The following is an 18,313-nucleotide window of genomic DNA, read 5'->3' as shown; positions in this document are numbered from 1 at the left end:
GCGGGGATTTATCTAGGGCGCGGGGATTTATCTAGGGCGCGGGGATTTATCTAGGGCGCGGGGATTTATCTAGGGCGCGGGGATTTATCTAGGGCGCGGGGATTTATCTAGGGCGCGATGCATCGCGCCCTTACTGAAGATCCCGTCGGGGCGCGATGCGTCGCGCCCATGGTAGAGTGCGCGCCCGCGGCAGGGCGCTACTTTTTATAGTTTCGGGGGTTATTTTCGATATATCGCGCTACGTTTTCGAGATGACGGTTATCCCGGATGATTACATCATAGTAGCCCCGCTGCCACGCGAAGGTGATTCCGAGCTTCTTGGCATGTGTGGTCACAGCAGATTTATATCCGCGAATTACCGAAGCGAGATTCTTTCGCTGAGGACCAAACACATTACGACTATTCTCACTCCTTATGTCGCTGTTTATCTGATTGATCCCAATGCCTATCAGTGCATGCACATGATCAGGCATTACCACAAATTCAAAGAGATGCAGATCCATATCGGGGCGAAGTTCAGGCGATCGAAACCATTCGTGAAATGCAATTTCACCAATTGGCGAAAGTATCATTTCACCATCTTTTACCTGTCCGAAAAAAGGTGCCCTGTTTTCAGTATTCAACGTCAGGAAATAAAGACCGTTTCCGGAATAGTCCCACGTAGAAAGCCGAAGCGAATTGAGGCGTGCCGTATTTTTTGCCATTGCTGCATAAATACATCTTACAGTCTGAAAATCCGAAAGGCTGTTGAAAGAAAAACCTCTGAGAGCTTGTCAGGATTTTTTGCCGGTTGGCGAAGGATTAGCAGGAACAATTGTGGAAATAGCTGTATCGGGGTGAAGCTAAACAAGGTAAACCTGAACCGGGAAGTAATTGATATGCAGTTGGCACAAAATTACCCGATTTTCCTGCGTAAATTTGCGCTATCACGTAAACTGTCTTTTCGCCGGTATGTCTGATATAATCCGCCTGCTCCCCGATGCTGTAGCCAACCAGATTGCTGCAGGCGAAGTAATTCAGCGCCCAGCATCGGCCGTGAAGGAGTTGCTTGAAAATGCAGTTGACGCCGGTGCCACACGCATACAGCTTATTGTGCAGGATGCAGGGCGCACGCTCATTCAGGTGATCGACAACGGGAAGGGAATGACTGATACCGATGCACGTATTTGCTTTGAGCGGCATGCTACCTCTAAAATTTCCTCGGCCGATGATCTGTTCAATCTTCAAACGATGGGTTTCCGCGGTGAGGCACTTGCCTCTATTGCTGCTGTTGCACATGTGGAATTGCGCACCCGCCGGCCCGAAGACGAACTGGGCACCTGCATCCGTACCGAAGGAAGCAAAATACTAAGCCAGGAGCCGGTAAACTGCCCGGCCGGTGCATCGTTCAGCGTAAAAAACCTTTACTTCAACGTACCTGCACGCCGCAACTTCCTCAAGTCAGACGCTGCCGAGTTCCGCCACATTCTCGACGAATTTGAGCGTGTGGCGCTGGCCCATCCCGAAATAGCCTTTGTATTTCACCACAATAGCACTGAAGTGTTTCACCTTCAAACCGGCAACCTGCGCCAGCGCATTACCGGCCTCTGCGGCAATCCTTACAACCAGCGCCTGGTGCCGGTTGACGAGCATACGGACATTGTGCGCATCACCGGCTTTGTGGTGAAGCCCGAATACGCCAAAAAATCGCGCGGGGAGCAGTATTTCTTTCTCAATACCCGCTTCATTAAAAACAGCTACCTGCATCATGCCGTGCAGGGCGCATTCGAACAGCTGCTTCCATCCGAAACACATCCCGGCTATTTCCTCTTCCTCGAAGTCGATCCGAAAACCATCGACGTAAATATTCATCCCACCAAAACGGAGGTGAAGTTTGAAGACGACCGCTCGGTGTATGCCATTCTCCGCTCGGCAGTAAAACGGGCGCTGGGGCAATACAGCATTTCACCCTCGCTCGATTTTGAGCAGGAAATGAGTATCGAAATTCCTTACAAACCCACTGCACCCGTATCGGCACCGGGCATCCATGTGAATCCCGATTACAATCCGTTTGCGGCGGAAGAAAAAAGCGCATCAACACATGGCGGAAAAAGCAGCTACAACGGCAACGGACTTTCCGCACGCGATAAAAACAACCTGCAAAACTGGCAGCAGCTTTATGCCCTGCACACCGGCACGGAAACAGCCACAACGCCGCACAGCGAAACCACCGTGCAGCAGCAAAGTGCGTTTGACGATGAGCCGGAGCAAATAAAAGGTGCACAGGTGTGGCAAATTCACGACCGCTACATTGTAAGCACCATCAAATCGGGTGTAATCATCATCGATCAGCAGCGGGCGCATGAACGGATTTTATTTGAACGCTACCTGCGCGCGCTGGAGCAGCATGCCGCCTCGTGCCAGCAGGTGCTTTTTCCTGAAACGGTTGAGCTTACCCTGCGCGACGCCGCACTGCTTACCCAGTTGCTGGATGCCGTAAACGCCCTCGGATTTGATATTCGTCCGTTCGGACCGCGCAGTTTTGTCATACACGGCATTCCGGCCGGCACCGAAGAAAACGATGCGCAGCAGCTGCTCACAGGCATGCTGGCCGACTATCAGCACGCGCAGCAGGATGTGCAGCTGAACACGCACGAACAACTGGCGCGCGCACTGGCCCGCCAAACCGCCATACGCCCCGGCCGAAGCCTGAGCACCACCGAAATGCAGGCGCTTACCGACGAACTTTTTGCCACTTCCCTGCCCGCGCACGCACCCGACGGAAAACCAGCCGTAATTACCTTTGGATTGGATGAACTGGATAAACGATTTAAACGCTGATGTATAACCAACGTTCGCTCATACCGCCCGGTATTGTCGGTCATCTGATGATAATCAACATTATCCTCTTTGTGGGCTTCAATCTTATCTTTCGGATGAAGGGCGTTGATTTGAGCGAAAACCTCATGCTCTACAATCCGCTCCGCCCTGAATTCAAATTCTGGCAGCCGCTTACGTCCATGTTTCTACATGGCGATCTGGGGCATCTGGCAATGAACATGATTGGTTTATACTTTACCGGAATTATTCTGGAACGGGAGTTCGGCTCGTCGCGTTTTCTGGTATTTTACCTGAGCTGCGGACTCGGCTCGGCGTTTATTTATATGGGGTGGACGGCTTTAGGACTTCAGCAGGCGGTAAATGCAGGCGATTTGGATAAATTTATTCAGTTCGTCACCCCTAGTCTGGGTGCTTCGGGCGCTATATACGGATTACTGGTGGCGGTAGCCATTTTGTATCCGAAACTCCAGGTTCAGCCCTGGGGGCTTTTTTCCATGCCGCTGGGCATGCTGGTAATTATTTACGGAGCAATAGATGTGTTAATGGTTATTCTGAATACGCCCAACGACCGTATTGCACGTATGGCCCATATCGGTGGCCTGATAATTGGAGCCATTCTGACAGAAATTTACAGACGCAAAAGTCGTTTTTCAAAGTAAGTATATGAGTATAGTAGCTGACATCAAACGCGGAATGAGCGGGGTTTACAGTTCGGTAAACCGAATCCTGCTCATTAATGTGCTGGTGTTTCTGGTAGTGAATATTTCGGTCAATCTGCTTGCGCTGAATGATAAAGGTGAGCTGGCCGAAAGCATTATCAGCGCCATTAGTTTACCCGGTGCACCGCTAAAGGCCGTGATGTTTGTGTGGACATTCATCACCTATTCATTTGTGCATATTGATTTCTGGCATATACTGGGAAATATGCTGCTGTTCTGGTATCTGGGCCGCATGTTTTCCGATCATCTGGGCGGAGCGCGGCTTTGGGGGACTTATCTGCTTGGCGGTATTGCAGGCGGGTTGTTGTTTATTGTGGTTTCGCTGTTTATGAAGGGGGGCGACAATTTTATACTCTTTGGCGCATCGGCGGCTACAACGGCAGTGGTTGTGGGTATTGCAGCATTTACACCTGAATCGCTCGTGTATCCGTTTGGTATTCCGGTAAAGCTGAAATGGTTTGCGCTCATATCGTTTCTGCTGAGTTCTTTGCTCGAATTATCGGCCAACACCGGTGGTAAAGTATCGCACATAGGCGGTGCACTGCTGGGCTTCTGGTACGGCACACAACTCCGGCTGGGTAAACGCCCGCTCGAAAGTATGATGCACTGGTTTGCCCCGCGCCGCGAACGACGCAGCCGCAGCAAACTACGTGTAGAGCATGTACAACGCCCGCGCGGCATGAGCGATGAGCAATTCAACCAGAACAAAACCGTAATCCGCCGCCGTATTGATGAAATTCTCGACAAGATTTCACGTTCAGGTTACGACAGTCTGAGCCGCGAGGAGCGGGAGTTTCTGCAAAACAACCACGATAAAACCTGATAAGGTTGGAAACCACCACCACAGCAGTTGATCTGTCAGCCACACCGCCAGCCGCACGCAGAGGCTGGTTCGGCCGTGTGCTGCTTGGCTTAAACTGGCTGGCTATCGGTTTGCTGGCGGGCAGTTATCTCTCGCCTTACGTAAGTCCGGCCGTGTTCTGGCCGCTGGCTTTTCTCGGACTAATTCACCCTGCACTTATTCTGGTAAACCTGCTGTTTTTGTGCTTGTGGGCTTTGCTGCGCCGCAAACAGTTTATTTATCCCGCGGCTATACTGCTGCTGGGCTGGCCGCTGAATGGGCGCGAACTGCAACTGCGCAGTGAACACATAACCGAGCCGCGCAACACTTACAAATTCATGAGCTGGAACACCAAACTTTTTGATTTGTACAACTGGTCGAAAAACAACGAAACGCGCAACCGCATGCTCGAACTGCTGCATTTCGAACAGCCGGATATACTTTGTTTGCAGGAATTTTTCAACGAAGACCGGGGCAATTTCCGCAACCTCGACTCTGTAAAACGCCTGCTCAAAATGCCGTATGTGCATGTGGAATATACCTACACCCGCCGCAAAGACGATCATTGGGGTGTGGCTACATTCAGCCGCTTCCCGGTAATCAATCAGGGCCGTATTGTATTTAACAACCGCAGCAACAACATTTGCATTTATTCCGATTTACTGATACGCCGCGACACCGTGCGCGTATATAACATGCACCTGCAATCGATTCACTTTGGCTACGATGATTATGAATTTATTGAAAAAGTAAAAGCGGGAGAGGATGCAGGCGATGAAGTAGCTGCATCGCGCAATATTCTGCGTCGTTTCAAACGTGCTTATACCAAACGCGCCGGGCAGGCCGATGCCATTGCCGAACACATTGCCAACTGTCCGCATCCGGTTATTGTATGCGGCGATTTTAACGACACACCGGTTTCATACACCTACGAAACCATAAGCCACAACCTTAAAGATGCATTCATGGTTTCGGGAAGCGGTTTTGGCAAAACCTACGAAAACCGCAGCCCTTTTCCGCGTATTGATTACATTTTGCATAGTCAGGTGCTTTCCTCCTTTGGCTTTCGCACACTCCGCACGCAAAATATGTCGGATCATTACCCGGTAGTATGTCGTTTGTCGTATGCCGCACAATAACCACACATTCAAAACTTTCGACACGCTGTTTCCGCACTAATTTTATTTGCCTGAGCGCGTGTTAGGATTTTTTTGTTGCGCTTTGATTTTGCATGATTTTTTGGCCGATTGAGGCGCTTTTTGAGTCAATACCTGGAGGGTCAAGCAACGAAGAGCGGTCAAAAAAGACGCAAAATCATTAATAGAAAAAATCCTAACACGCTCTGATACAGCAAGTGGCTCACCACCCGCATTTTAACATCAAGTAGGCATTCGCAGGCATCTCATACACTCAAAAAAATGCTACTTTTGCGCCTACTGAACTTTTACCAACTCGCATTATGGCACAGGTTGAACTGATTATGCCGAAAATGGGTGAGAGCGTTGCAGAAGCAACCATCATCAAATGGCTGAAAAACGAAGGGGATAAAATTGCGCTCGATGAGCCGGTTTTGGAAATTGCTACCGATAAGGTGGATTCTGAAATTCCCTCTCCGTTTGAAGGCTTTCTGGCCAAAAAGCTGTTCAATGAAGGCGATGTGGTGCAGGTAGGCAAGGCGGTGGCGCTCATCAGCACAGAAGCCGTGGCTGCAGCTCCCGCTGCTCCGCAGGCACCTGCGGCCACAACTACGGCTCCCGCAGCACAAACCGCTGTGGCGGCTGCCACCGTGGCAGCTCCGGCCGGCGAACTTGCCAAAACAGGCGACAGCGGCCGCTTCTACTCGCCGCTGGTGCGCAACATTGCCAAAGAAGAAGGCATCAGCATGGCCGAACTCGAATCCATTGCAGGCAGCGGCTTGCACGGACGGGTAACCAAAAACGATATTCTGGGCTACCTGCCCAATAAGGGAAAACTCCACACGCAGGTGCAGGAACAAGTGGCTGCCACGGTTTCGGCCAACGGTAATGGTGTGGCTCAAACCGTTACCGCTGCCCCGCAAACGCAGGCTCCGGCAGCAAAACCCGCAGTACCGCTCATGCCCGGCGACGAAATTGTGGAAATGGACCGCATGCGCAAAATCATTGCCGATCACATGGTAATGAGCAAGCAAACATCGCCTCACGTAACTTCTTACGTGGAAGCCGATGTAACCAACCTCGTACAATGGCGCGACCGTATTAAGAAAGACTTTGAAAAGCGTGAAGGCGAGAAAATCACTTTCACACCCGTGTTTGTGGAAGCCGTAGTGCGCGCCATCAAAGATTTCCCGGGCGTAAACGTATCGGTTGACGGCCAGAAAATCATCATGCGTAAGAACATCAACATCGGCATGGCGGCTGCACTGCCCAGCGGCAACCTCATTGTGCCGGTGATCAAAAACGCCGACCGCATGAATCTGGTAGGCCTTACCAAAACGGTAAATGATCTTGCCAACCGCGCCCGTGCCAATAAACTCCAGCCCGATGAAATTCAGGGCGGTACATTTACCATTACCAACGTAGGCAGCTTTGGCAACGTAATGGGTACACCCATTATCAACCAGCCGCAGGTAGCCATTCTGGCGGTGGGTGCAATACGCAAACGCCCCGCAGTACTCGAAACACCGCAGGGCGACGTAATTGCCATCCGCCACATGATGTTCCTCTCCCTTTCCTATGATCACCGCGTGGTGGACGGCATGCTGGGCGGCAGTTTCCTGCGCCGTGTGGCCGACTATCTTGAGCAGTTTGACCCGAAACGTGAACTCTGATCGGGTAAATCCTATACTTTTAGAAGAGGCTGTCTCAAAAGGTAGAGACAGCCTCTTTCGTTTTTCTTAACAACTGATTTTATGCATTATTTTAGCTTTCACGCCCTGTCCCTATCGCCTATATTTGCAATGTGAAGCATACCAACACCCTCAAACTACTGCCGGCAGTATTGCTTGTCTCCCTCCTGCTGAGTGCATTTACCATTAAGCTGCCCCAACGCAGTGCATACCGTAAAATGCAGGCCAAAGCCGATGAACTTTTCATTAACGAAGAGTATGAAAAGGCTATTCCGCTTTACACGCAGTTGTATCAAATGGATACAACCAACGGCAGTGTGGCTTACCGCCTCGGCTTTTCATGCCTGAATGTACAGGGCCAGAAGAAAAATGCCGAACAATACCTGCGTAATGCAGTAAACACGGCATCGCCCAAAGCCCGTGAAGGCCGCCTCAAGGAACGCCGCGCGCCCGTAGGCGCTTACTATGCCTACGCTCAGTCGCTGCAATACAACCTGCATTTCGATTCAGCCTCTTTCTACTACACACTTTACAAAACCAACTACGCCGACAGCGCAAATAAGCTCGAACAGCGCGACCTGAATCTCTTTCTGGCCCAATGCCGCACCGGTAAACAACTTGTTGAGTCGCCGGTAAATATCAGCGTTACAAACCTCGGGAGTAATGTTAACTCTCAATATCCCGAATACTCGCCTGTGCTTTCGGCCGATGAAAAAGTGCTCATTTTCACCACTCGCCGACCCGGTTTTAACAACACCATTGACCAACGCGACGGGATGTATTTTGAAGACATTTACATGTGTGAGAAAAACGGCGACAGCTGGTCGGAAGCCCGGCCGCTGGCGGTGTTGAATACGCCCGGACATGAAGCCACCATGGGCATCAGCGCCGATGGTCAGCAGTTGTTTATTTACAAAGATTTTAACGGCGACGGAAATATTTACACCAGTTTGCTGAATGGTAACGAATGGGCCCAGCCGGTAAAAATGTCTGACAATGTGAACTCCAAAAGCTGGGAGCCGAGCGCATCGCTTTCGCCCGATGGGAATACGCTTTATTTTGTAAGTAACCGCGAAGGTGGATTTGGCGGACGCGACATCTGGCGCTCGGTAAAACTACCCAACGGCGATTGGTCGAAACCCACCAACCTCGGGCCCGAAATCAATTCGCCGTTTGATGAAGATGCGCCCTCCATTCAGGCCGACGGAATTACACTGTACTACGCCTCAAACGGTCCGCGTTCAATGGGCGGGTTTGATATTCTGTTTTCAACCTGGAACGAAGACAACGGCTGGAGCGAACCGGTAAACATTGGTTACCCGGTAAATTCGAGCGACGATGACCTGTTTTTTATTCCCACTGCAGATAATACCCACGCTTACTATTCAACCGCAACCGGCCCTGATGGTAATGGTGAAAAAGACATCTGCTTCCTTACCTTCCCCGATAAAGAACAAACCCCGCTTACCGTTCTTACAGGTGAAATTACAAGCATATTCGGCGGCGCGGCTCCCGGTGCAATAATTACCGTAACCGATGTGGAAACAGGCGAACTGATTGGCAGTTATAAACCAAACAGCGCAACCGGCCGATACGTAATTATTCTCCCGCCCGGTAAAAACTACGCAGTTACCTACGAAGCCGAAGATTTCCTGTTCCAGTCAGACAATATCAACATTGTTGATTCAATGGCTTACCAGCAAATTGAACGCCCGGTAGAACTTGCACCACTTCAGGTTGGACAGAAAATTGTGGTGCGCAATATCTTCTTCGACTCAGGTAAATCAGTACTGAAGCCCGAATCAAAAGCTGAACTCGATAAACTGGTTAACCTCATGAAACGCTACCCGCAACTCATTATTGAAATTGACGGCCACACAGATGCCAGCGGCAGCGACGAGCTTAACCAGCGCCTCTCTGAACAACGTGCCGAAAGCGTGGCCAACTATTTAGTGGAAAACGGCATTGAACGAAGCCGACTGCGCACAAAAGGCTTTGGCGAAAAAACGCCAATTGCCATCAACTACAATCCAAACGGCTCTCCCAACCGTCCGGGAATGGCACTCAACCGCCGCTTTGAGTTTGTAATCCTAAGTACCGACGGAAAATTGAAAGATCTGGTACAGCCCATAGAAGTACCGGAAAACCTGAAAGACAAAAAGAAAAAGTAAAGGTTTACACGTAGATCAAACGCCTTCGGCCAAACCGGAGGCGTTTTCATTTTAAAGGGTGCGGCTAAGTTTATTCAGATTGCTTATTTTTGTTTTTTAACCATTGTGCTCCGTTTGCCAAATAATTCCTGAACCAGATTATGAATAAACTGCGTTTCTGTTTTATACTGTTGATGTTTGCCGTTACGTACAAAGCGCAGGCGCAGGATCCTGTTCCCGGCGATTTCAGGCAAAACTTCAATCAGGGCAATTTATTGATTGGCGAGGAAAACTATCCGGCTGCGCTGCGTTTCTTTCGTGAAGCCTACACCAGCGATTCTTCAGGTGCCAATATTCACTGGAAAGTAGGCTTGTGCATTCTCAAAGCGTCAAACGACAAGCGTTCGTCGCTGTTTTACCTCCGCCGCGCTGCGCAGGATGTTACCCGCAATTACGATGAATATGATTACCGCCAGAAAAAAGCACCCGAAATGTGCTATTACTTTCTTGGACAGGCCTATCATCTCAACTACCAGTTCGACTCGGCCGAAATTTATCTGAATAAATACAAAAGCATAATCGGTACACGCAATGCGCAGCTTGCAGCCGATATTGACAACCGCCTGCGCTGGTGCAATCAGGCACGGCTGCAGGTGTCCTCTCCCCTGCCGGTTAAAATCTCCTCTTTGCCCGATAGCATTAACTCAGAAGGCAGTGAGTACAGTCCGGTTTTCTCGCTCGACGAAAACACCATTTATTTTACATCACGTCGCGAAGGTGCACGGGCTATCGACGGTGATTTTTACGAAGATATTTATGTGTGCGAACGCAAGCCCGACAGTTCGTGGAGTTCACCCCGCACAATTGCTTACCTGCAAACGCCTACCAACGAAGCCACCATTTCGCTTTCGGCCGACGGGCAAACACTTTTCATTTACAAAGACGATAACGGCGGCGATATTTACGCCAGTACAAACGACGGTAAAGAATGGTCACAACCCATTCCGCTTGGATCCGACATCAACACCAAATACTGGGAACCTCACGCCTGCCTCTCGGCCGACGGGGAAACACTTTATTTTGTAAGTGATCGTCCGGGCGGATTTGGCGGACGAGACATTTACCGGTGCGTGAAACTTCCCAACGGCCGTTGGAGTAAAGCCCTCAACCTGGGCCCGAAAGTAAATACGCCTTTCAACGAAGATGCTCCGTTTATTCACCCTGATCAGGTTACACTCTTCTTTGCATCCGAAGGTCACAGCTCAATGGGGGGCTTTGATATTTTCTTTACCACAAAAGACGACGAAGGTGTGTGGGCTGAACCTACAAACGCCGGATACCCGATCAATACGGCCGAAGATGATGTGTTTTTTATCACTTCCGTTGATGGCAAACGCGGTTATTTTTCATCCGAACGCGCTGGCAGCAAAGGCGGCAAAGACATATTCATTGCCAACCTTGAGCAACCTAAATCACAACCGCTGACCCTGCTCAAAGGCCGTATTTACAATATAGACGGATCGCCGCTGACACAGTTCATTGAAATAAACGTAACCAACACACAAACCAGTGAGCTTGAAGGCATTTACCGCCCTAACATGCGCACCGGTTCGTTTATGGTTATTCTGCCGCCCGGATCAACCTATCTGGTAAGTTATTTTGTAGATGGCAAAGAATACACGAATGAAATTATTGATGTGCCGGTAGGATCAGAGTTTGATGTGATTGAACGCGGTGTGGATTTGCGCGATCTGGTACTTGGCAACATTCGTCCTGATCTTCCGCTTGATACAACCCGCATACGCAATACAGGCATCAACATACCCGGCGATACACTGAACCCTGTAGCTGTGCGCCCCAAACGCAATGTGCGCGATGTAAGGGCCGAACTCACATCAACAAAGAATCTTAGCTTTGAGATGCATTTTAAATACAACATCTCGGGTATTGATCCGCAGGATGAAGACTTCAAAAAATTCATCGACAGCTGTGTTGCGCACATCAATAAATACGGCAGCATCAGATTCCGTGTTACTGCAGCCGCTTCACAAGTCCCTACCCGCCGTTTTGAAAGCAACAAGGCCCTTGCAGAAGACCGAGCCGCCAAGGCACAGAAAGTAATAAACAGTGCGCTCGAAGCACGCGGCGTGGACATGTCGAAAGTGAAATGGGTAAAAGTGAATGCATACGTACTCGGCCCCACCTATCGTTCTGATTTTGAAAAAAAACGTGAGGTCTATGAGAAGTACCAGTATGTGAAAATCAGAGGATATTAATCACACTTTAGTGAACTTAAACAGATACGGCTGCTTTGTTTCGAAGCAGCCGTATTTATTTACCGTGCAGAATGCTGCGACTACACGTGAAGATCCATTTGACAAGTTCATCAAAAAGACTAAATTTATTAGCTCATTAATCCCTCCAAACCAATGAAACATATTTATTTTCTGGCATTAACGCTGGGGCTTTCCGTTCATGTGCACGCGCAGGTGGCTTCAACCTATGTATTCTCACAGGATACAGCACCATTCAGTTTCATTAATGCAGGCTCTTTAATTATTGCAGGTACAGCTGATGATGCTACTTTTTCACTTAATAATATTGGCTTCACGTTCAACTACAATAATGTGAACTATACGCAGTTTGCGGTAAGCTCAAATGGCTACATTACAATGGGTAATTCTAATCCCCCAAGTGCGTATTTCCCAATTTCAGGCTTGAGTACGGGTAACATTATTTCGGCCTTAGGTTCAGATTTAAGGCTGGGCTTTACCTTTACCGCTTCCACAACCAGTGGTTCTGACCAGATGGTTTGTACCCAATTACCTCCGGGAATTTATGTGGGTTGCATTATTAGTGCAACAAATCTTCCTGCCGGCACAACAGTTACCGCAATTAACGGAAATACGCTGATTCTGAGTCAGAATGCCCTGTCAACCACAACTGCTTTTACTTACACCTGCCTTGGCGAAATACGTGTGGAAACCGTGGGGATTGCCCCCAACCGGCAGTGTGTAATTCAGTGGCGCAATGTGGGGCGTTTTGCAAACAACGGATTTATTGATTGTTTTAACTTTCAAATTATTCTTCACGAAACCAGCAACACGGTGGAAATGGCTTATGATGTGCTTTCGGCCTCCGCAAACGCTTATACCTATCAGGTTGGATTGCGCGGCATACTGAATAGCGATTTTAATTCGCGCACATCAACCACAAGCTGGCAGCAAAGCACCGCATCAATCAGCAACAACGGATCACTTACAATGACCTCCTCCATAAAACCCATATCCGGCCTGCGTTTTATATGGGTAAATACTGCGGTGGGGGTAGCAGAAAATGAACAGTCATTCTCATTTAACGTATTTCCCAACCCGGCAAATGATGCGGTGTTTGTACAAATGCCTGCCACTGATGAAAACGGCCTTGTAGAAATTATGGATGTAAGCGGACGTGTATGCATGAGCTGGTCAGCAGGCAGGGGCACCTCCTTGCTTTCCATGAATATTGAAACATTGCCAGCAGGCGCATATGTAATACGTGTGACAACAACCGCCGGCCGTGGTTCACAACGCCTTATGATTCAGTAACTGTGCAAAAAACTGATCGGTTTTCAGGAATTTTTATCCTGATTTCTGTTTACAAACCTATAAAAACGGGCTTCAAAAAGCCCGTTTTTTCTATCTTTGAACAGTACGGTATGGCATTTGCTTAACAACTACCAAACCTACCCAACTGAGACCAATTCAACACACTGCTATCTACCCCGTGAGAACGATTCTGCTGCGTTCTGTTTTGCTGATTATTTGCATTAGCCTGACGGCAGTTTTGCGCGCACAGCCCAAAACGGCTGTTGATCCTGCGCTTGCGGCCGAACATTTCTCGCACGGGAACTTCGTGATGGCACTTCCGCTGTATGTGGCGCTGGCCAAAAAAGAATATAAACACACCGAGTACAATCAGCGCGCCGGCATTTGTTACCTGCGCACCAACATTGCCAAAAAAGAAGCCATCCCGTTTTTCGAATACCTCACCAAACAGCCCAATACCGATATAGAGAACTGGTATTATCTCGGCCAGGCCTACCATTTCGATTACAAGTTTGATGATGCGATAAAAGCCTATCAGACCTACAGCGCCAAAGTGAGTGCGGCCAAAGACAAAGCCAAAGCACAAATGGGTATTTCCCAATGTCAGAATGCCAAACTGCTGGTGAAACGTCCGCTGAATGTGACCTTTGAAAACGCCGGTAAGGAAGTGAATTCTGAATTTCCCGACTACTATCCGTTTGTTACCTCCGATGAGTCGATGCTCGTTTATACTTCGCGTCGCAAGGGGAATTTAGGCGCAGGCTCGGTAGAGATGGATGGTTACTATGCGTCTGACATCTGGATTACCCGCTCGCAAAACGGATTGTTTCAAAAGGCAAAAAATGCCGGCGGGCAGGTAAACGGCACGTATGATGAGCAAACCACCGGACTTTCGGCCGATGGAAGCTGGATGACGGTTTATATCGACAACATCAGCACGGCGGGCGATATTTACCTTTCGCCCTGCGGTAAATCGCCGGGCAAGCCTGTAAAGATGGCCACCAGCATTAACGAAGGCTTTGAAACGGCCGCCAGCCTCTCGCCCGATGGCAACCAGATTTACTTTGCCAGCCGCCGTGAAGGTGGCGAAGGGGAAACCGACATCTGGATTTGCCGCAAACTACCTAACGGTGAATGGAGCAAGGCGCAAAACCTGAGCGCACTTAACACCCCCTACCGCGAAGACTTCCCGTTTATGTCGCCCGACGGACACACCTTGTATTTTGCCTCCGAAGGGCACAACAGCATGGGCGGTTTCGATTTATTTATGAGCGTATGGAACGAGGAAGAAAACACCTGGAGCACGCCGCAAAACCTCGGCTATCCGCTTAACACGCCCGAAGACAACCGCACCATTTCGTTTACCGAAAACAACCGTGTGGCCTATGTTTCGGCTGCGAGAGAAGGTGGCATGGGCGACCTCGACATCTGGCGCGTAGTGTTTAACGAAGTACAGCAGGAAAGCTTTACAGCCGTGGTTGGCACCATTCTTCCGCCCGATTCGGCGTTTGATTTTTCGAAGGTAGTAATGAGTGTAACCAATGTTAAAACACAGGAAATGGTGGGCGATTACAAACCCAATGCCCGCACCGGCCGTTTTGTACTGGCCCTGCCACCCGGTAAATATGTAATGACCGTAGATGCACCCGGCTGCAAACAGCTTATCGAAACAATAATTGTATTTGATATTGGCGCCATGAGCGAACAGCGCAAGGATATTAAACTGCTTAAGCAGTCGCCCTGACGGGTTTACGCAATACAACCACAAAAGAAAAAGCGGCAGGTATTTCTATCTGCCGCTTTTTTGTGTAAAGTATTCAATGAATGGAAACCGCTCATGCTTTTTTGCCAAACATATCCATTACCTCGCTGCTGATGCCGGTCATTGAGTAGCCGCCATCATGGAAGAGGTTTTGCATGGTTACCATACGGGTAAAATCAGAGAAGAGTGTAACGCAGTAATCAGCGCAGGCATCGGCACTGGCGTTGCCCAGGGGCGACATCTGATCAGCGAAACCGAAGAAGTCTTCAAAACCGGCAATACCGCCACCCGCCGTGGTTTTGGTGGGCGACTGCGAAATGGTGTTTATACGCACTTTGCGGTGTTTGCCATAGTGGTAGCCAAAACTGCGGGTGATGGATTCGAGCAGTGCTTTGGCATCAGCCATATCGGTATAAAACGGAAAGGTGCGCTGTGCGGCAATGTACGAAAGCGCAACCACCGAGCCCCATTCGGCAATGGCATCCATCTGGTAAGCCACCTGCAGCATTTTATGCAGCGAAAGTGCGCTCACATCCAGACTTTTATTGAAGAATTCGTAATTAAGATCACTGTAAGGCTTGCCTTTGCGGATGTTGGGCGACATGCCGATGGAATGCAGCACAAAATCAATTTTACCGCCCAGCGCCTCCTGCGATTGTTCAAAGAGCGCCTTCAGATCGTCCACACTGGTAGCATCAGCCGGAATGATTTTGGAGCCGGTTGCCTCAGCCAGTTTGTTGATTTCGCCCATGCGCATGGCAATGGGGGCATTGGTCAGTGTAAACTGAGCGCCTTCGGCATGCGCGCGTTCAGCCACTTTCCAGGCAATCGAGTTATGATCAAGCGCACCTGAAATGATGCCGCGTTTTCCTTTAAGCAGGTTGTTAGCCATAAAGTTAGTTTCTGGTTCTTTTTGACGGGGTAAATATACGATTTGCGGGAGAATGGCAGTTCCCGGACACGTTTATCACCTAACCACATTTTTATATCCGGTATAGCCGATGCTCCGGGTTATCTTCCCAATTTTTCTGTTCCAATTTTACACCGTTGCCACAAAAAAGGCTTTTAAGTAATATGCCCGGCTCAACACGTTTACCCCGATAGCACATAAAATTTCTCCCCCTAACTTCCACCCTATTCTTATTCCGCTGAAATACAGTACATTTGAAAAACACTAAATCGTTACACCCATACTTATTTCAGGTTGGTAAACGATACCCGTTTCAAGCCATTGTTCCTCTAAGTGCAGCTATATCCAGCCATGAAAAGTATCCGCATCCGCTTTCTTTTGCTCGTTTGTTTGTTGAGCCTTCAATTTGAAGTCCTTCATGCACAATGCTGCAATTACCGGTTAACGATGAACGACAGTTATGGCGACGGCTGGAATGGAGCCTCCCTTCAGGTTTTCGTGAATAATACACTAACCGGAACATACAGCGCCGTCAACTTTGGAAGTGCTGCCGTTTTTTCTGTATGCAACGGCGATAGCCTTACTGTAGTTTACACAGCAGGAGCTTATGAAAACGAGAACTCGTACACGCTTCAGGACTCTTCCTGGAATATTGTTTTTCAGGATGGGCCAAACCCGGATACAGGCAATGTATTTTCTTCCATAGGCAATTGCAATACACCGCTTCTGCAAGGCAGCCATCCGTGCACGGCAATTCCGATTGATACCGGACAGTGCATCTTTACCAGCAATATTGGTTTTCCGGGCAGCGGACTAAATCCAAACTGCGCCAATTATCAGGGAGGCGATGTGTGGTTTACCATGCTTGTTCCGGCTTCGGGCAATCTGGCTATTGAAACCGACAGCGGTACTATCAATGATACCGGGCTCGCCATCTGGACAGATACATCCTGCACTGTTCCGCAGTTTACGGCTTGTGATGATGACGGAGGAAACGGCTATTATTCCTATCTGCTTGCCTACGACCTGACTCCCGGTTCAAGAATTTACATTCAGGCTTTTGGCTGGAACGGAGCTTCGGGCAGTTTTGAAATTTGTGTAACTGATCTTGGCACTGTGCGGCTTGATAGTTCTGAATTACCCATAGTGATCATTCACACTCTGAATCAAACCATTATTGAAGACACGAAGATTAGCTGTTTGATGGAAATCAAATACAATGGTCCGAATACGATTACTTATATCAACGACAGTGCCAATATATACAACGGTCACGTGGGTATCGAAATTCGCGGACTGACCTCTGCGGGTTATCCGCAAAGTCCGTATGGGTTTGAAACAAGAGATTCGGCCGGAGGAAATAACAATGTGCCGATACTGGGCATGCCGCCCGAAAACGACTGGGTGCTGTTATCAAATTACAATGACCGTTCGCTGGTAAAAAATCTTATTTCATATCATTTGTTTGGTGAAATGGGAAACTACACACCGCGTGCACAATTGTGCGAAGTGCTTGTGGACAGTTCCTATAAAGGTATTTATGTAATTGGTGAAAAGATAAAACGTGATGCCAACCGTGTAAACATTGCGCGTTTGAATCCGCAGGATACGCTGGGCGATGAGCTGACCGGCGGGTATATTTTGCAGCAGAACTACTGGAATGCAAACAACAGCTTCCAGTCCAATTATTCGCCCATTGATCATCCTGGTTTTGATGTGCATTTTGTGTATGAATACCCTGATCAGTTTGCCATTATGCCCGCTCAGAAAACGTATATCGCCGCGTTTATCGACAGTTTGGAAACGGCGCTTTACAGCAGCAATTTTGCCGATACAGCTACCGGATACCGCAACTACATGGACACAAAGTCGTTTATCGACTATTTTATTGTAAATGAAGTGGCGCGCAGTGCCGACGGGTTTAAGAAGAGTGTATTCTTTCACAAGGATAAATTCTCGAATGGCGGCAAACTGCAGGCCGGGCCGGTTTGGGATTTCGACTGGGCTTGGAAAAATATGGCGATCTGTTCCATTTTTCAGGCCAACAACGGAGCCGGCTGGGCGCATAAGATAAATGACTGTTTTACTGACAACTATTCAACCGGCTGGTATGTACGTTTGTTGCAGGACAGCACGTTTGCCAATGAACTGCGCTGCACCTATGAGCAATACCGGCAAACAATTCTGGACACGACCTATCTTTTTGCGTATATCGACAGTATCGGGCAACTTGTGCAGCATGCGCAGGCCCGGCATTTTCAGAAATGGCCGATATTAGGCATAAGCGGCCCCGCACCAGACGACGGACCGGTTGCCACTACATACTATGGCGAACTGGATTCGCTCAAAAACTGGATCCGTATTCGTTTGCAGTGGCTTGACGATAGTATTCCGGGGCTTTGCACGCCGTTAAGCGTTCAAACAAATGCGGCATCCGCTACATTTAAATGTTATCCCAATCCGGCCACTCATTTTCTGAATGTGGAGTATTCTCTGCCAGCCGCAGTTCATGTTTCGTATCAACTGTATAATTACCTGGGTGCTGAAGTGGCGAATGTGCAGCAAGGCTTACAAACTCCCGGTGCTCGTTCGTTCAAACTCGATACGTCAAACTTAGCACCGGGCATTTATATACTTCGCCTGCAATGCGGCTCAGTGATGTACAATGAAAAAGTAATTATTCAGTAATGTACTTCA

12 protein-coding genes are annotated in these 18,313 nt (G+C 48.9%); 10 read left to right on the top strand and 2 right to left on the bottom strand.

Annotation, left to right across the window (positions count from 1 at the left end; translation table 11 throughout):
• Positions 1-197: 197 nt before the first annotated feature.
• On the bottom strand, positions 198-704 hold the full coding sequence (locus tag IM638_14205; protein MCA6364186.1) for a transposase: 507 nt from the start codon (positions 702-704) through the stop codon (positions 198-200).
• 247 nt (positions 705-951) lie between these two features.
• Between IM638_14205 and mutL the strand changes: the two genes are divergently transcribed.
• The 9 genes from mutL to IM638_14160 all read left to right on the top strand — a co-directional run bounded on the left by mutL (position 952) and on the right by IM638_14160 (position 14,688).
• Positions 952-2,820, top strand: coding sequence for a DNA mismatch repair endonuclease MutL (gene mutL, locus IM638_14200; GenBank protein ID MCA6364185.1), 1,869 nt, complete (start codon positions 952-954; stop codon positions 2,818-2,820).
• A complete protein-coding gene (locus IM638_14195) occupies positions 2,820-3,479 on the top strand; it encodes a rhomboid family intramembrane serine protease (protein MCA6364184.1) in 660 nt (219 codons plus the stop codon). The genes mutL and IM638_14195 overlap by 1 nt, the downstream gene beginning before the upstream one ends.
• Positions 3,480-3,483: 4 nt before the next feature.
• Complete coding sequence (locus tag IM638_14190; GenBank protein MCA6364183.1) at positions 3,484-4,362, top strand: rhomboid family intramembrane serine protease; 879 nt, start codon at positions 3,484-3,486, stop codon at positions 4,360-4,362.
• A 5-nt stretch (positions 4,363-4,367) separates the two neighbouring features.
• Positions 4,368-5,519: an endonuclease/exonuclease/phosphatase family protein gene (locus IM638_14185; protein MCA6364182.1), complete on the top strand. Its 1,152-nt coding sequence runs from the start codon at positions 4,368-4,370 to the stop codon at positions 5,517-5,519.
• A 320-nt stretch (positions 5,520-5,839) separates the two neighbouring features.
• Complete coding sequence (locus IM638_14180; GenBank protein ID MCA6364181.1) at positions 5,840-7,189, top strand: 2-oxo acid dehydrogenase subunit E2; 1,350 nt, start codon at positions 5,840-5,842, stop codon at positions 7,187-7,189.
• Positions 7,190-7,320: 131 nt separating this feature from the next.
• Complete coding sequence (locus tag IM638_14175) at positions 7,321-9,378, top strand: OmpA family protein (protein ID MCA6364180.1); 2,058 nt, start codon at positions 7,321-7,323, stop codon at positions 9,376-9,378.
• 140 nt (positions 9,379-9,518) lie between these two features.
• A complete protein-coding gene (locus tag IM638_14170) occupies positions 9,519-11,633 on the top strand; it encodes a PD40 domain-containing protein (GenBank protein MCA6364179.1) in 2,115 nt (704 codons plus the stop codon).
• 153 nt (positions 11,634-11,786) lie between these two features.
• Positions 11,787-12,944 carry a T9SS type A sorting domain-containing protein gene (locus tag IM638_14165; GenBank protein ID MCA6364178.1) on the top strand — a complete coding sequence of 386 codons (1,158 nt, stop codon included), beginning with the start codon at positions 11,787-11,789 and terminating at the stop codon, positions 12,942-12,944.
• A 178-nt stretch (positions 12,945-13,122) separates the two neighbouring features.
• Complete coding sequence (locus IM638_14160; protein MCA6364177.1) at positions 13,123-14,688, top strand: PD40 domain-containing protein; 1,566 nt, start codon at positions 13,123-13,125, stop codon at positions 14,686-14,688.
• Positions 14,689-14,779: 91 nt separating this feature from the next.
• On the opposite strand, the gene IM638_14155 is transcribed toward IM638_14160, so the two are convergent.
• Entirely contained in the window at positions 14,780-15,598 is an 819-nt protein-coding gene (locus IM638_14155; GenBank protein ID MCA6364176.1) for an SDR family oxidoreductase, read from the bottom strand.
• A gap of 465 nt (positions 15,599-16,063) precedes the next feature.
• On the opposite strand from IM638_14155, the gene IM638_14150 reads away from it, so the two are divergent.
• The gene (locus IM638_14150; GenBank protein MCA6364175.1) at positions 16,064-18,304 is read left to right on the top strand and encodes a CotH kinase family protein; all 2,241 of its coding nucleotides are present in this window, start codon (positions 16,064-16,066) and stop codon (positions 18,302-18,304) included.
• Positions 18,305-18,313 lie beyond the last annotated feature (9 nt).

The organism is Bacteroidota bacterium, from assembly GCA_020402865.1.
Taxonomy (GTDB): domain Bacteria; phylum Bacteroidota; class Bacteroidia; order Palsa-965; family Palsa-965.
Note: the sequence above shows the minus strand (reverse complement) of the source record. Positions and strands in the feature narration are given on the sequence as shown.

Coding starts and splice junctions, on each gene's coding strand:
- IM638_14205 (MCA6364186.1), bottom strand. CDS start 704: ATGGCAAAAAATACGGCACGCCTCAATTCGCTTCGGCTTTCTACGTGG.
- mutL (MCA6364185.1), top strand. CDS start 952: ATGTCTGATATAATCCGCCTGCTCCCCGATGCTGTAGCCAACCAGATT.
- IM638_14195 (MCA6364184.1), top strand. CDS start 2,820: ATGTATAACCAACGTTCGCTCATACCGCCCGGTATTGTCGGTCATCTG.
- IM638_14190 (MCA6364183.1), top strand. CDS start 3,484: ATGAGTATAGTAGCTGACATCAAACGCGGAATGAGCGGGGTTTACAGT.
- IM638_14180 (MCA6364181.1), top strand. CDS start 5,840: ATGGCACAGGTTGAACTGATTATGCCGAAAATGGGTGAGAGCGTTGCA.
- IM638_14170 (MCA6364179.1), top strand. CDS start 9,519: ATGAATAAACTGCGTTTCTGTTTTATACTGTTGATGTTTGCCGTTACG.
- IM638_14165 (MCA6364178.1), top strand. CDS start 11,787: ATGAAACATATTTATTTTCTGGCATTAACGCTGGGGCTTTCCGTTCAT.
- IM638_14155 (MCA6364176.1), bottom strand. CDS start 15,598: ATGGCTAACAACCTGCTTAAAGGAAAACGCGGCATCATTTCAGGTGCG.
- IM638_14150 (MCA6364175.1), top strand. CDS start 16,064: ATGAACGACAGTTATGGCGACGGCTGGAATGGAGCCTCCCTTCAGGTT.